Origin of the sequence: Brevibacillus brevis, assembly GCF_001039275.2 — a bacterium.
GTDB classification, from domain to species: domain Bacteria; phylum Bacillota; class Bacilli; order Brevibacillales; family Brevibacillaceae; genus Brevibacillus; species Brevibacillus brevis_C.
Genome location: NZ_CP030117.1, coordinates 5,173,004 through 5,190,254, shown reverse-complemented (window position 1 = coordinate 5,190,254; position 17,251 = coordinate 5,173,004). Strand labels below are relative to the sequence as shown.

Genomic DNA, 17,251 nt, shown 5'->3' with positions numbered 1-17,251 from the left:
ATTTATATGCAGACACTTCGGCAATTATCTTGGTTTTTTCGTGCCTATTGGAAACGGTACGTCATTGGGATCTCTGTGTTGTTTATTATCGATGTGCTCATGCTTTGGCCGCCGAAATTAATTGGCGACACGGTGGATTCGATTCGCAACAGTTCCCTGACGGACGCTGACTTGACGCAAACAGTGGTCATCTTGCTCATTTTGGGTGTTAGCTTGTATGGATTGCGGTTTCTCTGGCGGTATTTGTTAAATGGAGGAGCTTTGATACTGGAGAGGACGTTGCGTGAGCGACTGTTTGCCCATTTGACGAGAATGACTCCGTCGTTTTTTCATCGCAAACGCAGTGGCGATCTGATGGCCGTCGCTACCAACGACATTCCTGCCATTGAACAAACGGCCAGTACAGGGGTGCTTACGCTTGTCGATGCGCTGTTCATGACCGTGTTAACGCTGGGCGTCATGGTGACCGCGATTGATTGGAAGCTGACGCTGGCGGCACTGATCCCGATGCCGTTTTTGGCTTGGTCAACGGCGTACTATGGAAGGTTGCTGCATGAGCGCTTTTACTTGGCGCAGGAAGCATTCGGAGAGATGAATGATCATGTCCAACAATCTGTGTCAGGCGTTCGGGTATTGAGAGCGTTTGTACAGGAAAAGGCCGATATCGAGGCGTATCGCCGGGTCAGTGAAAAAACGTTGGAGCGAAATGTGAGCGTTTCGCGGATCGACGCCCTGTTCGAGCCGACGATCGCGATTATTATTGGCTTCAGCTTTTTGATCGGGCTGGGCTATGGGACGTATTTGGTGTTCACCAGCGCCATCTCCTTAGGGGATTTGGTTGCGTTCAATTTATACTTGGGTCTTTTAATTTGGCCGATGTTCGCCTTTGGTTGGCTTGTCAATGTGTTGCAACGCGGTGGTGCTTCCCACAAGCGTTTCACAGAACTAATGGTGGAGCAGCCAGATGTGACGGAGGCAGCGAATCCGGTCACGAGCCAAATCGCCAATACTGTAGAAGCACGCCATTTTTCTTTTACGTATCCGGGCACTGACAAGCCGGCACTCACCGACATCTCGTTTCGTTTGGGTGAAGGAGAGACGCTTGGGATTGTCGGACGGACAGGAAGCGGCAAGTCGACGCTATGTCGTGCCTTATTGCATCAATATCAGATGAAGGAACAAGCTTTGTTTATCGGGGGCATCCCGATCGAAGGACTCGCATTCGATACGCTGCGGGAAAAAATCGGCTACGTGCCTCAGGAGCATCTGCTGTTCTCACGGACGATTGTCGAAAATGTTGCATTCGGGAAACCACAAGCGACGACCGAGGAAGTGATGCATGCGTTGGAGCTTGCGGAGATGAAGAGAGATCTGGAGCAATTCAGAGATGGATTGCAAACCATGGTTGGAGAGAAGGGGGTCACCCTCTCCGGGGGGCAAAAACAGCGCATTTCCATTGCACGCGCTCTTTTGATGGATGCGGGAATCCTGATTCTCGATGATTCATTATCGGCTGTGGACGCCCGGACTGAGGAGAGCATCCTTCGTCATCTGAGACAGGAACGCGCGGATAAAACGACGATTATTACCGCTCATCGTCTGTCTGCCGTCCAGCATGCCCAACTGATTCTCGTACTGGATGAGGGGCAGATCGTCGAACGGGGGACACATGACGAGCTGATGCAGCGCAACGGCTGGTATGCAGAGCAGTACCGTCGTCAGCAGATGGAACAGGATGTGGCTGGTTGAGAGAGGGGGAAGGCGTTTCATGAGCAAAGAAAATGTATGGGGGCGTTTGACCGAGTACGCCAGGCCATTTCAAAAGCAAATACTAGGCGCGTTGTTTCTGCTCTTGCTGGGAACGAGTGCAGAGTTGGCAGGTCCTTTTTTAGCCAAGGTCATGATTGATAATCACATCCTGGCGATCCAAAAGCCTTGGTATCAACTGGACGAAGTGCCACCACAAGCAGCGGAGCAAGTCGCCTCACTGAACGGTACGAACTATATTCGTGAAGATGTTGCAGCAAAGATGGGTCTTGCTTTGGACAGTATCAAGCAAAAGGAAGTAAGCGTGCTGACAGAAGGCACGACCTATTACTTGGTTTCTGGCAAAGTGAATCCAAACACGCAGAAGCAATTCACTCCGATTGCGCCAGAAAACGGCAGGGAGCGCTTCGAGGTAACAACGAAGGATCAATCAGGTCAAAAGATGACCTCTACAGGCATTCGGCTGACCGCAGAGGAAGTCAAGGCGATGTATCAGGGGGATGTCCTGCCCATTGTCTGGCTGTCCGTAGGTTATGGAGCACTGATCTTGCTCTCTGCTGGATTCAATTACGTCCAGATTTTGTGGCTGCAAAAGATCGCTCAGCGCATCATTCAGCAAATGCGGATGAAGCTGTTTATCCATTTGCAAAAGCTCCCGGTTGCCTTTTTTGACAAAACGCCAGTAGGGGCGCTCGTCTCCCGTGTGAGCAATGATACAGAAGCCATCCGTGAGCTGTATGTAAGTGTACTCGCCACATTTGTACAAAACGGTCTTTATTTGATTGGAATCTTGATCGCGCTCTACATCTTGCAGCCTGAGCTCGCTCTCTTCTGCTTTTTGACTGTGCCAGTGCTCGTACTGCTAGTCTACGTGTATCAAAAGTACAGTTCTCGCTACTATGCGGTGATTCGCGCGAAGCTCGGTGATATGAACACAACGATCAATGAAATGATCCAGAACATGACGATCGTGCAGGCTTTTCGCCGGGAGAAGGGTGTACAAAAGGAGTTCGCTGATGTAAACGAAGACTACTTCAAGGTGCGGATGAAAGAGATCAATCTGGAATCCTTGCTTTTGCGCCCAGCGGTAGATTTGATCTGGAAAGTTTCCTTGACCCTGATCGTCTGGTATTACGGCTCGACCTCCTTCCACAGCGCGATTTCCTTTGGTGCGCTTTTTGCTTTTGTCGATTACATGGGACGTTTTTTCGAACCAATCAACATGATCATGAATCGGTTGTCACAAATGCAGCAGGCGACCATTTCGGCGGGGCGCGTCTTCGAAATTATGGATGAGACCACGGAGAAGAAAGAAACGGGTGCACAAATCGAGCGCCCGCGTGGAGAGGTTGTTTTTGATAACGTATCTTTTGCTTATCAAGGTGACGATTACGTCTTGAAAAACGTCTCCTTTACGGCGCAGCCTGGTCAGACGATTGCCTTGGTAGGACACACCGGATCGGGAAAAAGCTCTTTGATGAATTTGCTGCTCGGGTTCTATCCGGTGACGAAAGGGAGCATTTTGATCGACGGCCAAGATATGAGACAGATTGATACGCACTCATTGCGCAGTCATGTCGGACTCGTTTTGCAGGACCCGTTCTTGTTTACGGGAAGCATTGGATTCAATATTCGTATGTACAAGGATACGATTACGGATGAAGAAGTGAAGCGGGCTGCAAAAGCCGTACGTGCTGACGAATTCATTTCCAAGCTCCCGGGTGGTTATGACGAACCAGTCGTCGAGCGAGGCATGACGTTATCCGCAGGCCAACGCCAATTGATCTCTTTTGCTCGGGCACTGGCTGCTGATCCTGCGATGCTGATCTTGGATGAAGCAACGGCAAGCATTGACAGCGAAACAGAGCTAGCCATTCAGGAAGCGTTGCATGTACTATCAAAAGGTAGGACGACATTTATCATTGCACATCGATTGTCGACGATTCAGCATGCCGACCAGATTCTTGTTTTGTCCCGGGGAGAAATCATGGAGAGAGGTACACATGATGAACTCATGGCGCAAAATGGACTTTATCAAAAAATGTATCAGCTTCAACAGGGGAGTGCTTCCGTAGAGAGTGCTTAGTAGGGAGCTAGGAAGGAGAAACAACACCATGTCACAGTCACGTTACACCTTTTGGGTGTTGATTTTGGTTGTTGGTATTGCGGGGTTAAGCCAAGGCTTGACGATCCCGATGCTGACGGTATTATTGGAAAAACAAGGTGTATCATCCGTGATGAACGGACTCAACGCCGCTGCCTTGTATATTGGGATGGTCATGGTCAATCCATTTTTGGAAATCCCACTGCGGCGGATTGGATACCGATCCACGATATTATGGGGGTTGCTGTTGGTGACAATCGCAACAGCACTCATCCCGATGTTTAGCCATTTGGCGGTCTGGTTCGTACTACGCTTACTGATGGGTGTGGGCGATAGCGGTTTACATTACGCCAGCCAGATGTGGGTGACCAAGATTGCCGCTCCCGAGAATCGTGGACGCGATCTTTCCATTTACGGGCTGGCATATGGCGTGGGCTTTAGTATTGGTCCATTAGGCTTAAGCGTGCTGCATTTGGGGATTTGGGTACCTTTTGGCGGCTTGCTCGTTCTGTATCTGATTGCCTTTTTATTATTATCCCGAATCAAAAATGAGTTCCCTGCACAGATTGAACAAACGGAAAAGAAGCAAAACAAGTATGCATTTGTTTTGCGACTTGCCTGGCTGGCGCTGATTCCTTCGTTTTTGTACGGATTCATGGAGACGTCACTCAACGGTAGTTTTCCCGTTTATGCCTTGCGTACCGGCTTGTCCGTTGAATGGGTTTCCTTGATCCTTCCGTCGTTTGTTGTGGGAAGCATTATCTTGCAGATGCCGCTGGGGGCATTGAGTGACCGCATCGGACGCAAGCAGGTCATGCTCGTGTGTGCCCTTGTAGGGGGATTGGCCTTCTTCCTGTTCCCGTTTGCAGGTGAAAACGTATGGCTGATGATGCTGTTGTTGGCCATAGCAGGAGCAGCAGTCGGTTCCTTTTACTCGCTGGGCTTGGCTTTTTCGGCAGATATTTTACCAGCATCGATGGTTCCTACCGCAGGAATTATCGCGGGCGTCAATTTTGGTGTTGCCAGTATTTTGGCTCCGAATGTGAATGGTCTGTTGATGGACGTGTGGGAGCCGTGGACGATCTTTTGGCTGATGGGATCACTGCTCATTGTTTTTGCGGCAGCATGTCTGTTTTTCAAACAAAAAGCTACCCAAGAACAGACGTATTCGATGCCGTTGCAAAAACAGGGGTAAAAACAAGGATGGATAAGCTTCGCCAAGAATTTTGGCGGGGCTTTTATTTTTATTGCCCAAAAAAAGCATAAACGGGCATCAAGGAGGGAAGCGTATGAATAGTAAGTAGAACAGCATGATTGGAAGGGGTTACCCGATGCTGACACCATGCATTTTCAGAAGAGGCATTGCCTGGATCTTATTTTTCGTGCTCAGTCTGGTAATCATCCCGTTTTTCTCAGATGACGGCCAGGCTCCGACACCGTCTGCACCTGCACCTGCCACTACAAATGCAACTTCGCAGCCATAGCTTTGCTCTTGTGTACACAGCAAAAAGACACGTCACCGACGATGGCGTGTCTTTTTGCTGTAGTATTAGCGAGTAACAAAATTTTGCGTGAAATACGGGCGGCCATCTTTCATAACGATACCAACGCCAAGCTGCTTGAATTTTGGAGAGAGCAAGTTTTGACGATGACCTGCGGAGTTCATCCAGCTTATATGGGCTTCGACTCCGTCTAGTTGGCCGTAGGCAATATTTTCACCAGCTGAGCTGTAACGAATGCCGGCTTGCTTCAAACGATCAAACGGACTTCCCGTAGATGGGGAGGTATGGTTGAAAAAGTTGTTCTGGGCCATGTCTTGGCTGTGTGCTCTGGCTACTGCTGCAACTTGTTCATCCCAAGTGATAACAGGGAGCTTGGCACGTTGCCTTGCCACGTTGAGCAAGTCCAAATTTTGTTTCTCGTATGCAAGCGCTGCTTGCTTTATTTGTGCGTCTGTCAGTTTTGGCAGTTCCGGTAATTTCGTATAGGAAATGGGATACATCAAACCAATCGCGATGGTAGCAAAATGCTCTGGAGTAGAGATACGCACTCCTGTGACCTTATTTCCACCCAACTGATCGATAGAGAAGGTGATCGCCTGATTGTTTTGGATATAGGTCGGATGAGCAAGGGTATTTTTTTGGATACGCAGACTTGGTGTGATCGTCAACGTGTTTTGCGGTGCACCCCAGCTATTTTGTAGGTCTTTGGTAGCGGAACCAATCGAGATGCCATTCAGATTCAGCTTGGCGCCATTGGTAAACAACGTCACGACCTTGCCGTTTTGCATGCCGACTTGAATGTAGTTGTTCAAATCTTGATTGTAAATCCACCATTCCACGCCCGTATGACTAGCATCAATGCGGGCAGGCTTGCCTAATGTTTGTTCGACCTGTGCTGTGCTCATTCCTAGCTGAAGGTTATAGACGTCATTCGTTTTATCGGCTGCTGCTTGAGGGACAGCAGATGCTGCTGAAACAGGAAGGACAGGGGCAACGTGGCCGAGCAGAGCTAGCGAAAGGCTCAGGGCGAGGATGCTGGTTACTTTCTGTTTACGCATGTATCTTCCTCCTCGGTTGGGATAGGATCTGCCTTGTTGGTAATGGTATCGGAAGGAAGCCGCTACAAAAATAGGGACCAAGGATGCAAAAATAAAAACCCCCGCTATAGAGCGGAGGTTACGGTCGACGATCCCGGATGACATACGTTTTGGCAATCAGATCATGCCAGCCTTGCTTACGTGGGTGCCATGCAACCCATAGATAGCCCAGTCCGAATACGAGTGAAGCAAGGAATTTGCCGATGACTTCGCGCAATAATACCTGCCCGCCTGTCAGATTGCCTCGCGTCTGTCTTGCACTGATGACACGGATGCCTGTGATCAGCTTTCCCAAGGTTTGTCCGGTCCACCAGGTCAGCAAGATCATATAGAGGAGATCAAACAACGCCTCTACCAAATCGATGAAGTGAAAAGAGGCGTAAGGAACGGCAAAAACACGCCGTAACGGATTGAAAACGAGGTAGCTAATCCCGATCAAGAACATCGAATCAAGGAGTGAGGCTACGACACGAATCCAGAAGCCTGCATACGAATGCTGTGGATGGGCTTCTTGATAGGGTTCATGGGATACAGGATCATGTGCTTTTTCATCGTCGGGAAGCTGGTTCATGATAAGCCACTCCTTTCCGTAATAACAGGCTAGGGCATGAACTGATACAGGAGGCGAGGTGAACTTTGGCGGTCCCATATTCGATTGAGACCAAGCGGATCAGGATTCGACCAGTACTGCTTCATACTGAATAACAGCTTGCTGATGGAGAGCTGGTCTGCATAGCGAATGACCATGGCTTCTTTTTCACCAGACAAAGAGAGAGCGTAGCGTGTCGCTTCCTCCAAATCACCGAATTCATCGATGAGCCCCAGTCGTTTTGCTTGCTCACCGGAATAGACACGGCCGTCAGCGATTTCCAGCACGCGTTGGCGGGAGAGGTTGCGGCCCTTCACGATGACGTCGACGAAATTGTTGTAGCTTTCGTTGACAAGTGTTTGGAAAATGTGCCGTTCTGGGTCCGTCAGTGGCCGGGCTGGACTGCCAATATCCTTGAAGCGCCCGCTTTTGATCGCGTATTGATGTACACCCAGCTTGTTCGCAGCTTCACTATAGTTAAACAGGTTGAAAATGACCCCGAGACTACCGGTCAGTGTGTTGGGATTGGCAAAAATCGCATCGCCTGTTGTGGCTAAGTAATAACCGCCTGAGGCTGCTGTGGAACCCATGCTGACGACAATGGGAAGATTGCGAACCTGCTTGAGCCGTAGCAAGCGTCTGTGTAGTTCATCTGTGGCGACGACCTCTCCACCTGGACTATCAATGCGAAGGACCACGGCTTTCACCATCTGATCCTCTTCAATTCGGCGGAGCTGTTCAGTCAATAGTTCCGTCATCGAAGGCAGTCCAGAGCTATTTTGTTGCCCCGAAATAATGCCGTTCACAAAGAGTTGTACAACTTTGCTGTTGCCATACCCCGATACCACATTTTCTTCCCAAGCGAACCCAGGATGGTCGACGAGATCTGTATAAGTCCCGTAAATACCCTCCACCAAAAGCCCGAATAGAAAAACGACCAGTACAATTACGAGAGCGACCCACTTTTTTCGATGCATGAAAACCACCTCGCACTTAGCATGAGCCGTCGAGGGCAGAGTTACGCATGGAACGAGCACTGGAAAAAATGGGATGGACGCGACCGTCTACGAGGAAGGAAACCAAGGGCTGAACAGTAAATTCATGCAATCTTTAGACTATTGCGGTAAAATGTAATCACAAGGACTACAAGCTTGTTTTATCGTAATAGGGGGACAGACAAATGATTATACAGGTGTCGGATTTGACGAAGAACTACGGCGATCTGAAAGTGTTGAAGGGCATTACGACTCAGGTAGCAGAAAAGGAAGTAGTCTGTGTCATTGGTCCGTCTGGCTCGGGCAAGAGCACGTTTTTACGTTGCTTGAATCAGTTGGAGGAAATGAGCAGCGGAAAAATTGTCATCAACGGACATGATTTGTCAGACCCCAAGACCGATATCAATAAAGTCAGAGAAGAGGTCGGGATGGTCTTTCAGCGCTTTAATCTCTTTCCGCATAAAACAGTGCTGGAAAACGTCATGCTGGCCCCTGTAAAAGTGAAGAAAATGTCCCAGGAAGAAGCCCGCAAGCAAGGCTTGGCTCTCTTACAGAAGGTTGGGCTTCAGGATAAGGCAGATGTGTATCCCGAGCGGCTGTCTGGCGGGCAGATGCAACGAGTCGCAATCGCAAGGGCGCTTGCCATGAATCCAAAGGTTATGCTGTTTGATGAGCCGACATCCGCCCTAGATCCGGAGCTGGTAGGTGAGGTGCTTGCCGTCATCAAAAATTTAGCCAAAGAAGGCATGACAATGGTGATCGTGACACACGAAATGAATTTTGCCAAGGAAGTGGGCGACCGAATCATTTTTATGGATCAAGGTATCATCATGGCAGAAGGACATCCCAGTGAGGTTTTTGGCAATAACGTTAACGATCGCTTGAGTTCGTTCTTGGGCAAGGTATTGGCGTAAAAAAGAAGGGCACCAGTTGCTTCGTTTCGATTCAGGAAAACGAGGCACTGGTGCCGTGTTATTTTGCTGCATCCAACAGTTGACTGACGGTGACAAATCGATAGCCCTGCGAACGCAAATCTGTGATGAGCTCCCGGAGTGCAGCGACTGTTTGCCGTTGGTTTAGACCCCCATCATGAAACAGGATGATATCCCCGGAGGAGACATTGCTCTTTACGCTTTTGGCAATGACGTTAGCCGTGCGTGCCAAAGACCAATCACGAGGATCAATCGACCAGTGAATGATGTCGTAGCCACTGGACTGAACCGCATTCATGACGTCATGTGTCAGGATGCCGTAGGGAGGACGGTAGTATTGCGCCAAAATGCCGGTCGTTTTCAAAATGGAGCGTTCTGCATGCTTGATTTCTTCGTACACTTCATGCTCGGTCAGCTTGTTCAGATCAAAATGGTGGTAGCCGTGGTTGCCGATTTCATGCCCAGCCTTGTAAATCCACTGCATGACCTTTGGATGCTTGTCCACTTGGGAGCCAAGGACAAAAAACGTAGCGCGAACATTGTACTGATGCAGCACTTCAAGAATTTTGGGCGTATAGATAGCATCCGGCCCATCATCAAAAGTGAGAGCGACGACCTTTTTCTCTGTGTCAATTCTGTGGATCGGCTCATACGAAGGCAGTGTTTGCTGGGCAAAAGCAGGTAGGGTGCCGTAGCCAAGAAGGCAGGCGAAAAGCAAAGCGTACCGTATGCATTTGCGCATGAACAATCGCCTCCTTCTTCTGGGATGTGATTAGGTTCACCTCCTGCCAGGGAAAACATGCTACCAAAAGAAAACAGCGGTCAGAGTAGGTGGCGATTATGTTAAAATGGAAGAACCGTACATAGGAGAGGAGAGAGTTTGGTGGAACTCCGCGGTATTTTGCAAGGACTAACACACGAGTACCATGGAGGGGACAAGCCGGTAGACTACTATTTGAATATCGGTGAAGATCGCCTTCCGCTTAATGAATGGCTGGGCAGTGAATTGACGATTTCGTTTTTAGGCGAAAAAAATTGCATTGCCTGTGGCCGCAAAACAAACAAGACGTTTAACAGCGGGTATTGCTATCCCTGTTTTACCAAACTGCCGGAAAATGACTTATGCATCGTCAAGCCGCATGAATGTCATTTTGACTTGGGGACTTGCCGGGACGAGAGCTTCGGCGAGAGATATTGCATGATTCCTCATTTTGTCTATCTGGCAGTGTCAAGTGATATAAAGGTAGGATTGACTCGCAAGCATAATGAATTGAGACGCTGGGTGGATCAAGGCGCAATTCGCGCGATTCCGATTGCGGAGGTTCCGACTCGTCGAATGGCTGGGGAGTTAGAATTCCACTTGAGCCAGTTTTTGCCGGACAAGACCAACTGGCGCAAAATGCTTAAAGGAGATGTGAAGGAAATCGACTTGCTCGCCATGCGTGACGAAGTGTACGGTCATTTTCCTGAACAGTTTAAAGCATTCCAATATCGCGAGGACGAATGGGTAGATATTGCCTATCCGATCTTGGAGTCACTGGATAAAATCAATTCCAAGTCACTTGATAAAGAAGAACAGCTCGGCGGTCGATTGATCGGTGTGAAAGCACAGTATTTGATCTTTGATAATGGTGTATTCCAGGCGAGAAAGCACGCTGGCTACCAAGTGGAGATCAAAGCGAAACCATCTGCATAATGACGTGCAAACTCCTCACACTAGGACATGTGAAGGAGGATGGGCAGATGGATGAGCACATTGAGTACACCATGCCGTTAACCGGGACACTGGCTGAGGCTGTGGAAGACCAGAATGCCAAGCAACTAGGGGTGCCCTATTCGCCACTTTCGCAAATGTGGCAGGTAGATCCGGATGCTCGGACGAATGAAGAAGAGACTGCGAAAAGCAGGCGCAATGAAAGCAACATGCCGCAATAGCAGCTTACGTATGAACGACAGCCAGAAGACAAGGATGGCTGTCGTTTTTGTTTAGCACGGTGAATACGTGAGGAGGCAGAGGTATGCAAGTCTGGTTGCATTCTTTTTGGGTAGCGATGGTGCAAATCGGTTGCATGTGGGGGATGTACGAAGTCGGGGCAAAGCAGATCGGAAATATGAATACGAAAAAAGCGGCACTTGAAACGCCGGTTACTACCAAACAGGCGAGTCAGAGGTTGGTGGACCGTGACGCCGTTGTGGAAGCGTTTGAGTGGACAGACGACAAGGGTGTAGGCCTCGAGTATAACGAAGCTGAGCTGTTACAAATGCAAAACGATCCGGACAACCATAACTACAAAAAAGTTCTCCGCCGTTTTGTGCAGAGTGAGTTGAAAACGGAAATCGAGAGCTTTCAAACGATAGGCAGTCAATTAAATCCCAGGAGAATTCTTGTAGCGACGACAGACGGCATGCTGTACGAGGTGAGGATGAAAAAAAGGAGTAATCATCGGCAAATGTGGACGGTAGAAGGGTATAACATGACGGCTGGATATAGGACGGATGTGGAGCAAGAGCAAGATCTGCTGCCGGAAGATATGTATCCAACCTATCGTGTGATGGAGCTAGCCGAAGCCGATTTGCAAATCCGAGCGTGGGCGAAGCCGCTTATTCAAAACAGTCAGGGCCATACATTTCACACCGCTCTAAACGGCAAAACCTATCTCTTGATCAAATCATCCCAGAGCGAAACAGATTCGGTGGAGATTGAGGGAATTAGAATCTGGGTGGAAGAAATGCTCGTCCATTATCAAACATATGAATTTGGAGAAGGGGCAGATCGTTCCATACTTAATAACTACTTGCTGATTGAAGTGCCGGAAACTACAGAATCTGACGTGACGTTTTACAATACGGTAACCGTTGTACGCTAGGTGTACTTCTTTTACAATGAAAGAAACAACGACATAAACCAAAAGTGAGGAAATACATATGACGATGAAAGCCTACCTATACAACAAATGTGATACTTGCCGGAAAGCGAAAAAATGGCTCACGGATCAAAATATTGGCTTCGAAGAAATTCCGATTGTAGATGCCCCGCCGTCCAAAGAAGAGCTGCGCCAAATTTGGCAGACAAGCGGTCTCGACTTGCGCAAGTTTTTCAATGTGAGTGGTGTTCATTACCGCGAGCTTGGCTTGAAGGACAAGCTTCCTACGATGACCGAGGATGAAATGCTTGAGCTATTGGCTTCCAATGGCAAACTGATCAAACGGCCTCTTATCGCTAGCGATCGTACTGTAACCCTTGGTTTCAAAGAAGAAGAACTGGAGAAGGCTTGGGGAGGGAAGGCATGATGCGCCAACCTTCTAAAAGACTGAACCATCTTTCCGCCGATATTTTTTCAGAGATGGAGGCTCGCAAAAGGGAGGTTGCCAAAACAAGAACGGTATACGACTTGAGCATCGGCAGTCCTGATCAGCAGCCTGACGAGAAGCTATTGCAAACGTTAATCCATTCCATCCAGCAACCAACTGCTTTTCGCTATCCATTGAGCGATGGAACGGCGGCCTTCCGGGAAGAGGTCGCCCGCTGGTATCAATATCGTTTTGGGGTGGAGTTGGCACCAGATGGGGAGGTACATTCCTTGATGGGGTCCCAGGATGGTTTGGCTCACTTTGCTTTGGCATGGACCGATCCTGGAGATATCGTCCTCGTACCTGATCCTGGGTATCCGATCTACGAAGGCAGCGTTCATTTGGCGGGAGCGGTACCTTACCGGATGCCTTTGCGGGCAGAAAATGAATTTTTGCCAAAGCTGACAGACATTCCAGAGGAGATAGCGGCTCGTGCAACGTTTATGATTCTGAACTATCCGAATAATCCGGTTTCCGCGGTCGCTACCCTTGCCTTTTTTGAAGAGGTCGTGGTTTTTGCCAAGCGGTTTGACATTATTGTGGTTCATGATTTGGCCTATTCGGAGATGGTGTTTGACGGCTACCAAGCGCCGAGCTTTTTGCAAGTGCCAGGAGCGAAGGAAGTGGGAATTGAATGTAACTCGTTTTCCAAGAGCTTCAACATGGCAGGTTGCCGGATCGCTTACGTTGTAGGAAATGCAGACATCATCAAGCCGCTTGCGATTGTGAAATCCAATATCGATTACGGTGTCTTTTTGCCTGTACAGCAAATGGCCATTGAGGCTTTGCGAAAGGATCGGGAATCGGGTGGGAAAAACACGGTTGCGCCTGTCTATCAGGAACGGCGTGATGTGTTGCTGGGGGCATTGGCAAAGGCAGGGTGGAGCATTCCATCTCCAAAGGCGACCATGTTCGTCTGGGCAGCAGTACCGAATGGTTGGACGTCACGAGAGTTTGCCTTTGCTTTACTGGAGAAAGCCGGAGTCGTGGTCGTTCCGGGAAGTGCCTTCGGTGAAGAAGGAGAAGGGTATGTTCGAATTGCTCTCGTCCAACCTCCCGAGATCCTTTTAGAGGCTGTGGCTGCCATCGATCAATCCGGGATTCTTCACATGGAAGCAAGCGTGTAGCGGTTGAAGTTAAAATAGAGGGGATGAGCTTTCATGCGTTTGCGCGAAGAAATGCCTGACTTTCCTGGGATTACGGAGTGGATCAACGGGCAGGTAACCAAAGCTGATTTAGTTGGAAGTCCAGTCTTGGTGCATATTTGGTCCGTCAGTTGTTACATGTGCAAGGAATCAATGCCAAGCATGAACGAATGGCGAGATCAATACGCTGCTAACGGTTTGAAGGTCATTGGAATTCATATCCCTCAATCGGAAAAAGATACAGACATCGAGATGATCAAGAAGGCGATTGCAGAACAACATTTGACACACCCTATTGCAATCGATAATGATAGAGAGACAGTCGATGCATTCCAGAATGAATACGTCCCCGCTTTTTATTTGTTTGACGAGGCTCTTCAGTTACGTCATTTTCAGGCAGGAGAGAAGGGGCTCCAACTGGTAAAAAAACGCTTGTTCAGAATTTTGGGGATCGAAGAGGAATCCTAGAATGTTCGTCTAATTATGTATGTGTAATGGATTGTACCCGATAGGAGGATATGTAAACGATGGAATTCCCGAAAAATCTACGTTACAGTGAAGAGCATGAGTGGGTGCGAGTAGAAGGAAACAAGGCGTACATCGGAATCACTTCTTTTGCTCAATCAGAGCTGGGTGACATCGTGTTTGTCGAGTTGCCTGAGGTAGGCGCGACAATCCAACAGGATGAGCCGTTTGGCAGCGTGGAATCGGTAAAAACCGTTTCTGAACTGTACGCTCCTGTAACTGGTAAAGTAGTAGAAGTAAATGGCGAACTGGAAGATGCACCTGAACTGGTTAACTCCTCGCCATACGAGCAAGCATGGATGATCGTCGTCGAATTGTCTGATACGGCTGAGTTGGACAAGCTGATGGATGCAGACAAATACGAAGCGATGGTAAAAGAATAGGAAACAAAAAAGCCGGGGCTTTTGTGCTCCGGCTTTTCTTTATTGCTGGACGGACTACTCCAGCTTGAATGTTCGTACTGCATCATTAAGCTCTTCTGCCATTTTCGCCAGCATTGTTGCAGCCGAAGAGATTTCCTCCATGGAAGCGGTTTGTTCTTCCGCTGCTGCTGCAACCGTTTGAGAGTTGCCGGCTGATTGTTCTGCGATTTGTGTAATATGGGTAATGGCGGATACAATCGTTTGCATTTGCTGACTGATCTTGCTCATTTCCGTTGTCACTTCATTCATGCGGACGAGCAGCTCCGATGTGGAGCCAGTAATTTGCTCAAAAGCATTTCCTGTTGAGCGAACGAGAGTCATGCCTTCTCCCAAAATAGAAGAGCCATGATTCATTGCCGCGATCGCTGAGCCTGTATCCTGCTGAATCACGGTAACGATGTGACTGACCTGCTCGGCGGCTGAGCTCGACTGCTCAGCCAGTTTGCGCACCTCGTCGGCTACAACTGCAAAGCCTCGTCCTTGTTCTCCGGCGCGAGCCGCTTCAATAGCGGCGTTCAGAGCAAGCAGGTTGGTTTGATTGGCGATCGTCGTGATGAGTGAGATCATTTCTCCAATCTCTTGGGAGCGTTGGCCTAGCGTATTGACAATGGTAGAAGTCTTGGCCATTTGACTATGGATTACATTCATGTGCTCGACTGTTTTGGCTGCCATCTGATTGCCATCTGTGGCTTGGCGGTTCGCTTCTTGTGTAGAGAGATTTACATCCTCAATGCCTTTTTCCATCTCTTCGATGTGTACGGCAATCTCGTTGATGACTTCATAGCCTTGAACAGTCGCATCCACTTGCTGCTCCGTACCGTAGGCAATTTCTTGAACGGATTGTGCGATTTGCTCTGTTGCTTTGCTCGTCTGTTCCGCACTTGCCATCAATTGCTCAGACGTAGCAGCGACCTGCTGAGCGTTGAAGCTGACTTGACCCAGCGTTTCGCACAAGGTTGCCGTCATGGAGTTGAAGCGATTTGCCATAACCCCCATCTCGTCGGCAGTCTGAATATCCATGGAAGCGGTAAAATCGCCATTGGAGAGGGCATGCGCCAGCTGGTTGGCGCGATCGATTTGTTTGGTCAAGTATTTGCTGAAGTAATAAATGACAGCAATCATGATCAACAGACCGATCAGACTCACCATACAAAGCTCAAAGAACAAGTCGTAGAGTGGATCGGCAATTTCCTTTTCTGGCATCACGAGAGCGATTGTCCAGTTTGTATCACCTAACTCTTGAAAGTAAACACGATTGATCCCGTTTTCATCGTTAAACGTCTTCATTCCTGACTTCTCTTCTAGAAGAGAAGGACCTATTGCTGCCAAGGAAGCATTATCGTCAGATTGAACGGAATGATTCATCAGCTTGTCTGCTTGAGGATGAGCGAGGTATCTCCCTTTTTGATCCACCAAAAAGGCCCAGCCCGTTTCACCTACTTTTGTACTGGAGACGAGCTTTTCCACGTCAGTGAGTGTAATATCGTCTGTGGCTACACCCAGAAGCTTTTTATCCGGCGTGTAAAAAGGAGCGACTACCGTCACCATGGAGACCTTGGAAACCTCGTCAAAGTACGGCTCGGAATAATCGGTTTCCTTCTTGGTCGAAATACCGACCTTGTACCAGTCTTGATTTGGATAGTTATAGGAATCGCTGCTGTACTCAGCTGTAATGGTAACCTTGCCGTCGGTCTTTGCCCCGTAAGTAGCAACGAGTTTCTTGTTCGGGTCAAAAGCGTAAGGTTCCATGAAAATTCCCATTCCAACCGTCGTATCATTAATAAGAACAGTTTTGGACAGCAGGGAATTTAACTGCTCCAGCGAATGTGTAACAGGACCCATCTCAATAAAGCGAGCCATACTCAGCGTTACCTTGCTATGGGCTTCCAGTTGCTTTTCCACATTACTGCCGACCATATCTAGTTGATAATTCATTTTGTCCTCAATTTCCCGATTGAGTTGGTCGACAGAGAACCAGAAACCGATACCCACGACGAGCAAAAGAGTCAAAATAATGACAGGCAGGGTAATGGTCAGTGTTCGAGCACGAAGACTTTTGAAACGAAACATGGAACCGCTCTCCTTTTGAAGTTTTGCTAAAATGATTATTATTCCTTATTATCGGATAGATTAAGACTATCTTGTATGATGGATTTAGGCAAACGAGGGAAAATATTCATACTAATCAGAAAATGTTGCAGGGATCTAAGTAAATCGAGTAAAATGGATAAACCAAATCTTTATGCGATTTCCTTCATTGGTATCATTTGCGGGTGGAGTGTTAGTGGGCAAATAGGCTACAATGCGGATACAGACAAAGTTTCGACCAAAAAACGGACATGGACGTTTCATTTGGCGAATAGGGAGGGAGACTATATGAGTTTTTGTTGTGGTGCTGGAATGGTAGGTTCCGTAGGCTCAGTCCGTCATTATAAAACGCTTGTACACAATGTCCCGATCATGTTTTGTCCTGTATGTGACAGAATTGAGGTTCATCCCGGTATTGAGGGAGAATACGAAATTTTAGTAGAATATGCTCAGGGAGATCAGGCTCCAGAAGTGGATTTTGCTGACTTTGTGAGTGTTGACAATACATCCGAGTTGTTTGAGAATTGTACCATGACGGATGAAGCGGCCAGCTTCGCCGAAGTATTAAAGCAGCAGATCGATATTTCACTTGATCTGCTCGGGGTCGCCAAGGAGTTACAGGATGACGACTGGCGGGAAGCATTGATGATTCGTTTAAGACGGTTAAGCGAGCGATTGAAGCAGTACAATAAAAGAAAAGCTAATGTCGCACAAGAACGCATGACCTGAGTTGA

General features: G+C 48.4%; 18 protein-coding genes. 12 read left to right on the top strand and 6 right to left on the bottom strand.

All coding sequences use genetic code 11. The features are described from left to right. Positions 1-6: 6 nt before the first annotated feature. The 3 genes from AB432_RS25125 to AB432_RS25115 are packed head-to-tail and all read left to right on the top strand — an operon-like array spanning position 7 to position 5,066. Entirely contained in the window at positions 7-1,749 is a 1,743-nt protein-coding gene (locus tag AB432_RS25125; protein WP_048034609.1) for an ABC transporter ATP-binding protein, read from the top strand. Positions 1,750-1,768: 19 nt separating this feature from the next. Next, positions 1,769-3,853, top strand: coding sequence for an ABC transporter ATP-binding protein (locus AB432_RS25120; protein ID WP_048034608.1), 2,085 nt, complete (start codon positions 1,769-1,771; stop codon positions 3,851-3,853). A gap of 28 nt (positions 3,854-3,881) precedes the next feature. Next, complete coding sequence (locus AB432_RS25115) at positions 3,882-5,066, top strand: MFS transporter (RefSeq protein WP_048034607.1); 1,185 nt, start codon at positions 3,882-3,884, stop codon at positions 5,064-5,066. 129 nt (positions 5,067-5,195) lie between these two features. Here AB432_RS25115 and AB432_RS30595 read toward each other — a convergent pair whose 3' ends face one another. The 4 genes from AB432_RS30595 to sppA form a co-directional block, all read right to left on the bottom strand. Continuing rightward, positions 5,196-5,378, bottom strand: coding sequence for a hypothetical protein (locus AB432_RS30595; protein WP_048034606.1), 183 nt, complete (start codon positions 5,376-5,378; stop codon positions 5,196-5,198). Between the two features lie 42 nt (positions 5,379-5,420). Then, on the bottom strand, positions 5,421-6,431 hold the full coding sequence (locus AB432_RS25110; RefSeq protein WP_048034605.1) for a CAP domain-containing protein: 1,011 nt from the start codon (positions 6,429-6,431) through the stop codon (positions 5,421-5,423). A gap of 118 nt (positions 6,432-6,549) precedes the next feature. Continuing rightward, entirely contained in the window at positions 6,550-7,041 is a 492-nt protein-coding gene (locus tag AB432_RS25105; RefSeq protein ID WP_048034604.1) for an RDD family protein, read from the bottom strand. 29 nt (positions 7,042-7,070) lie between these two features. Next, positions 7,071-8,036, bottom strand: a complete 966-nt coding sequence (gene sppA, locus AB432_RS25100) for a signal peptide peptidase SppA (RefSeq protein ID WP_048034603.1) — start codon at positions 8,034-8,036, stop codon at positions 7,071-7,073. Between the two features lie 203 nt (positions 8,037-8,239). On the opposite strand from sppA, the gene AB432_RS25095 reads away from it, so the two are divergent. Continuing rightward, positions 8,240-8,968 carry an amino acid ABC transporter ATP-binding protein gene (locus AB432_RS25095; protein WP_082195996.1) on the top strand — a complete coding sequence of 243 codons (729 nt, stop codon included), beginning with the start codon at positions 8,240-8,242 and terminating at the stop codon, positions 8,966-8,968. 58 nt (positions 8,969-9,026) lie between these two features. Here the strand turns inward: AB432_RS25095 and AB432_RS25090 are convergent, their stop codons facing one another. After that, positions 9,027-9,728: a polysaccharide deacetylase family protein gene (locus tag AB432_RS25090; protein WP_007726352.1), complete on the bottom strand. Its 702-nt coding sequence runs from the start codon at positions 9,726-9,728 to the stop codon at positions 9,027-9,029. A 141-nt stretch (positions 9,729-9,869) separates the two neighbouring features. Here AB432_RS25090 and AB432_RS25085 point away from each other — a divergent pair, with 141 nt between their 5' ends. From AB432_RS25085 to gcvH, 7 genes are all read left to right on the top strand, one after another. Then, a complete protein-coding gene (locus tag AB432_RS25085; RefSeq protein WP_048034602.1) occupies positions 9,870-10,682 on the top strand; it encodes a DUF2797 domain-containing protein in 813 nt (270 codons plus the stop codon). A gap of 47 nt (positions 10,683-10,729) precedes the next feature. After that, positions 10,730-10,921, top strand: a complete 192-nt coding sequence (locus AB432_RS25080) for a hypothetical protein (protein WP_048034601.1) — start codon at positions 10,730-10,732, stop codon at positions 10,919-10,921. Positions 10,922-11,004: 83 nt separating this feature from the next. Next, positions 11,005-11,853 carry a hypothetical protein gene (locus tag AB432_RS25075; protein WP_048034600.1) on the top strand — a complete coding sequence of 283 codons (849 nt, stop codon included), beginning with the start codon at positions 11,005-11,007 and terminating at the stop codon, positions 11,851-11,853. A gap of 58 nt (positions 11,854-11,911) precedes the next feature. Next, positions 11,912-12,277, top strand: coding sequence for an arsenate reductase family protein (locus AB432_RS25070; protein WP_048034599.1), 366 nt, complete (start codon positions 11,912-11,914; stop codon positions 12,275-12,277). Then, positions 12,274-13,464 carry an aminotransferase class I/II-fold pyridoxal phosphate-dependent enzyme gene (locus tag AB432_RS25065; RefSeq protein WP_048034598.1) on the top strand — a complete coding sequence of 397 codons (1,191 nt, stop codon included), beginning with the start codon at positions 12,274-12,276 and terminating at the stop codon, positions 13,462-13,464. Before AB432_RS25070 ends, AB432_RS25065 begins: the two co-directional genes overlap by 4 nt. A 33-nt stretch (positions 13,465-13,497) precedes the next feature. Continuing rightward, the gene (locus AB432_RS25060) at positions 13,498-13,950 is read left to right on the top strand and encodes a redoxin domain-containing protein (RefSeq protein WP_048034597.1); all 453 of its coding nucleotides are present in this window, start codon (positions 13,498-13,500) and stop codon (positions 13,948-13,950) included. 59 nt (positions 13,951-14,009) lie between these two features. Continuing rightward, positions 14,010-14,390 (top strand): glycine cleavage system protein GcvH, encoded by a 381-nt coding sequence (gcvH, locus tag AB432_RS25055; protein WP_047073101.1) that lies wholly within the window; start codon positions 14,010-14,012, stop codon positions 14,388-14,390. A 54-nt stretch (positions 14,391-14,444) separates the two neighbouring features. On the opposite strand, the gene AB432_RS25050 is transcribed toward gcvH, so the two are convergent. After that, a complete protein-coding gene (locus tag AB432_RS25050; RefSeq protein WP_048034596.1) occupies positions 14,445-16,499 on the bottom strand; it encodes a methyl-accepting chemotaxis protein in 2,055 nt (684 codons plus the stop codon). A gap of 306 nt (positions 16,500-16,805) precedes the next feature. Between AB432_RS25050 and AB432_RS25045 the strand changes: the two genes are divergently transcribed. Next, complete coding sequence (locus AB432_RS25045) at positions 16,806-17,246, top strand: hypothetical protein (protein ID WP_017251440.1); 441 nt, start codon at positions 16,806-16,808, stop codon at positions 17,244-17,246. The last annotated feature ends 5 nt before the right edge of the window (positions 17,247-17,251 follow it).

Excerpts from the sequence above, each read along its gene's own strand:
- AB432_RS25125 (WP_048034609.1), top strand. The coding sequence starts at position 7 with ATGCAGACACTTCGGCAATTATCTTGGTTTTTTCGTGCCTATTGGAAA.
- AB432_RS25120 (WP_048034608.1), top strand. The coding sequence starts at position 1,769 with ATGAGCAAAGAAAATGTATGGGGGCGTTTGACCGAGTACGCCAGGCCA.
- AB432_RS25115 (WP_048034607.1), top strand. The coding sequence starts at position 3,882 with ATGTCACAGTCACGTTACACCTTTTGGGTGTTGATTTTGGTTGTTGGT.
- AB432_RS25110 (WP_048034605.1), bottom strand. The coding sequence starts at position 6,431 with ATGCGTAAACAGAAAGTAACCAGCATCCTCGCCCTGAGCCTTTCGCTA.
- AB432_RS25105 (WP_048034604.1), bottom strand. The coding sequence starts at position 7,041 with ATGAACCAGCTTCCCGACGATGAAAAAGCACATGATCCTGTATCCCAT.
- sppA (WP_048034603.1), bottom strand. The coding sequence starts at position 8,036 with ATGCATCGAAAAAAGTGGGTCGCTCTCGTAATTGTACTGGTCGTTTTT.
- AB432_RS25095 (WP_082195996.1), top strand. The coding sequence starts at position 8,240 with ATGATTATACAGGTGTCGGATTTGACGAAGAACTACGGCGATCTGAAA.
- AB432_RS25090 (WP_007726352.1), bottom strand. The coding sequence starts at position 9,728 with ATGCGCAAATGCATACGGTACGCTTTGCTTTTCGCCTGCCTTCTTGGC.
- AB432_RS25080 (WP_048034601.1), top strand. The coding sequence starts at position 10,730 with ATGGATGAGCACATTGAGTACACCATGCCGTTAACCGGGACACTGGCT.
- AB432_RS25075 (WP_048034600.1), top strand. The coding sequence starts at position 11,005 with ATGCAAGTCTGGTTGCATTCTTTTTGGGTAGCGATGGTGCAAATCGGT.
- AB432_RS25070 (WP_048034599.1), top strand. The coding sequence starts at position 11,912 with ATGACGATGAAAGCCTACCTATACAACAAATGTGATACTTGCCGGAAA.
- AB432_RS25065 (WP_048034598.1), top strand. The coding sequence starts at position 12,274 with ATGATGCGCCAACCTTCTAAAAGACTGAACCATCTTTCCGCCGATATT.
- AB432_RS25060 (WP_048034597.1), top strand. The coding sequence starts at position 13,498 with ATGCGTTTGCGCGAAGAAATGCCTGACTTTCCTGGGATTACGGAGTGG.
- gcvH (WP_047073101.1), top strand. The coding sequence starts at position 14,010 with ATGGAATTCCCGAAAAATCTACGTTACAGTGAAGAGCATGAGTGGGTG.
- AB432_RS25050 (WP_048034596.1), bottom strand. The coding sequence starts at position 16,499 with ATGTTTCGTTTCAAAAGTCTTCGTGCTCGAACACTGACCATTACCCTG.
- AB432_RS25045 (WP_017251440.1), top strand. The coding sequence starts at position 16,806 with ATGAGTTTTTGTTGTGGTGCTGGAATGGTAGGTTCCGTAGGCTCAGTC.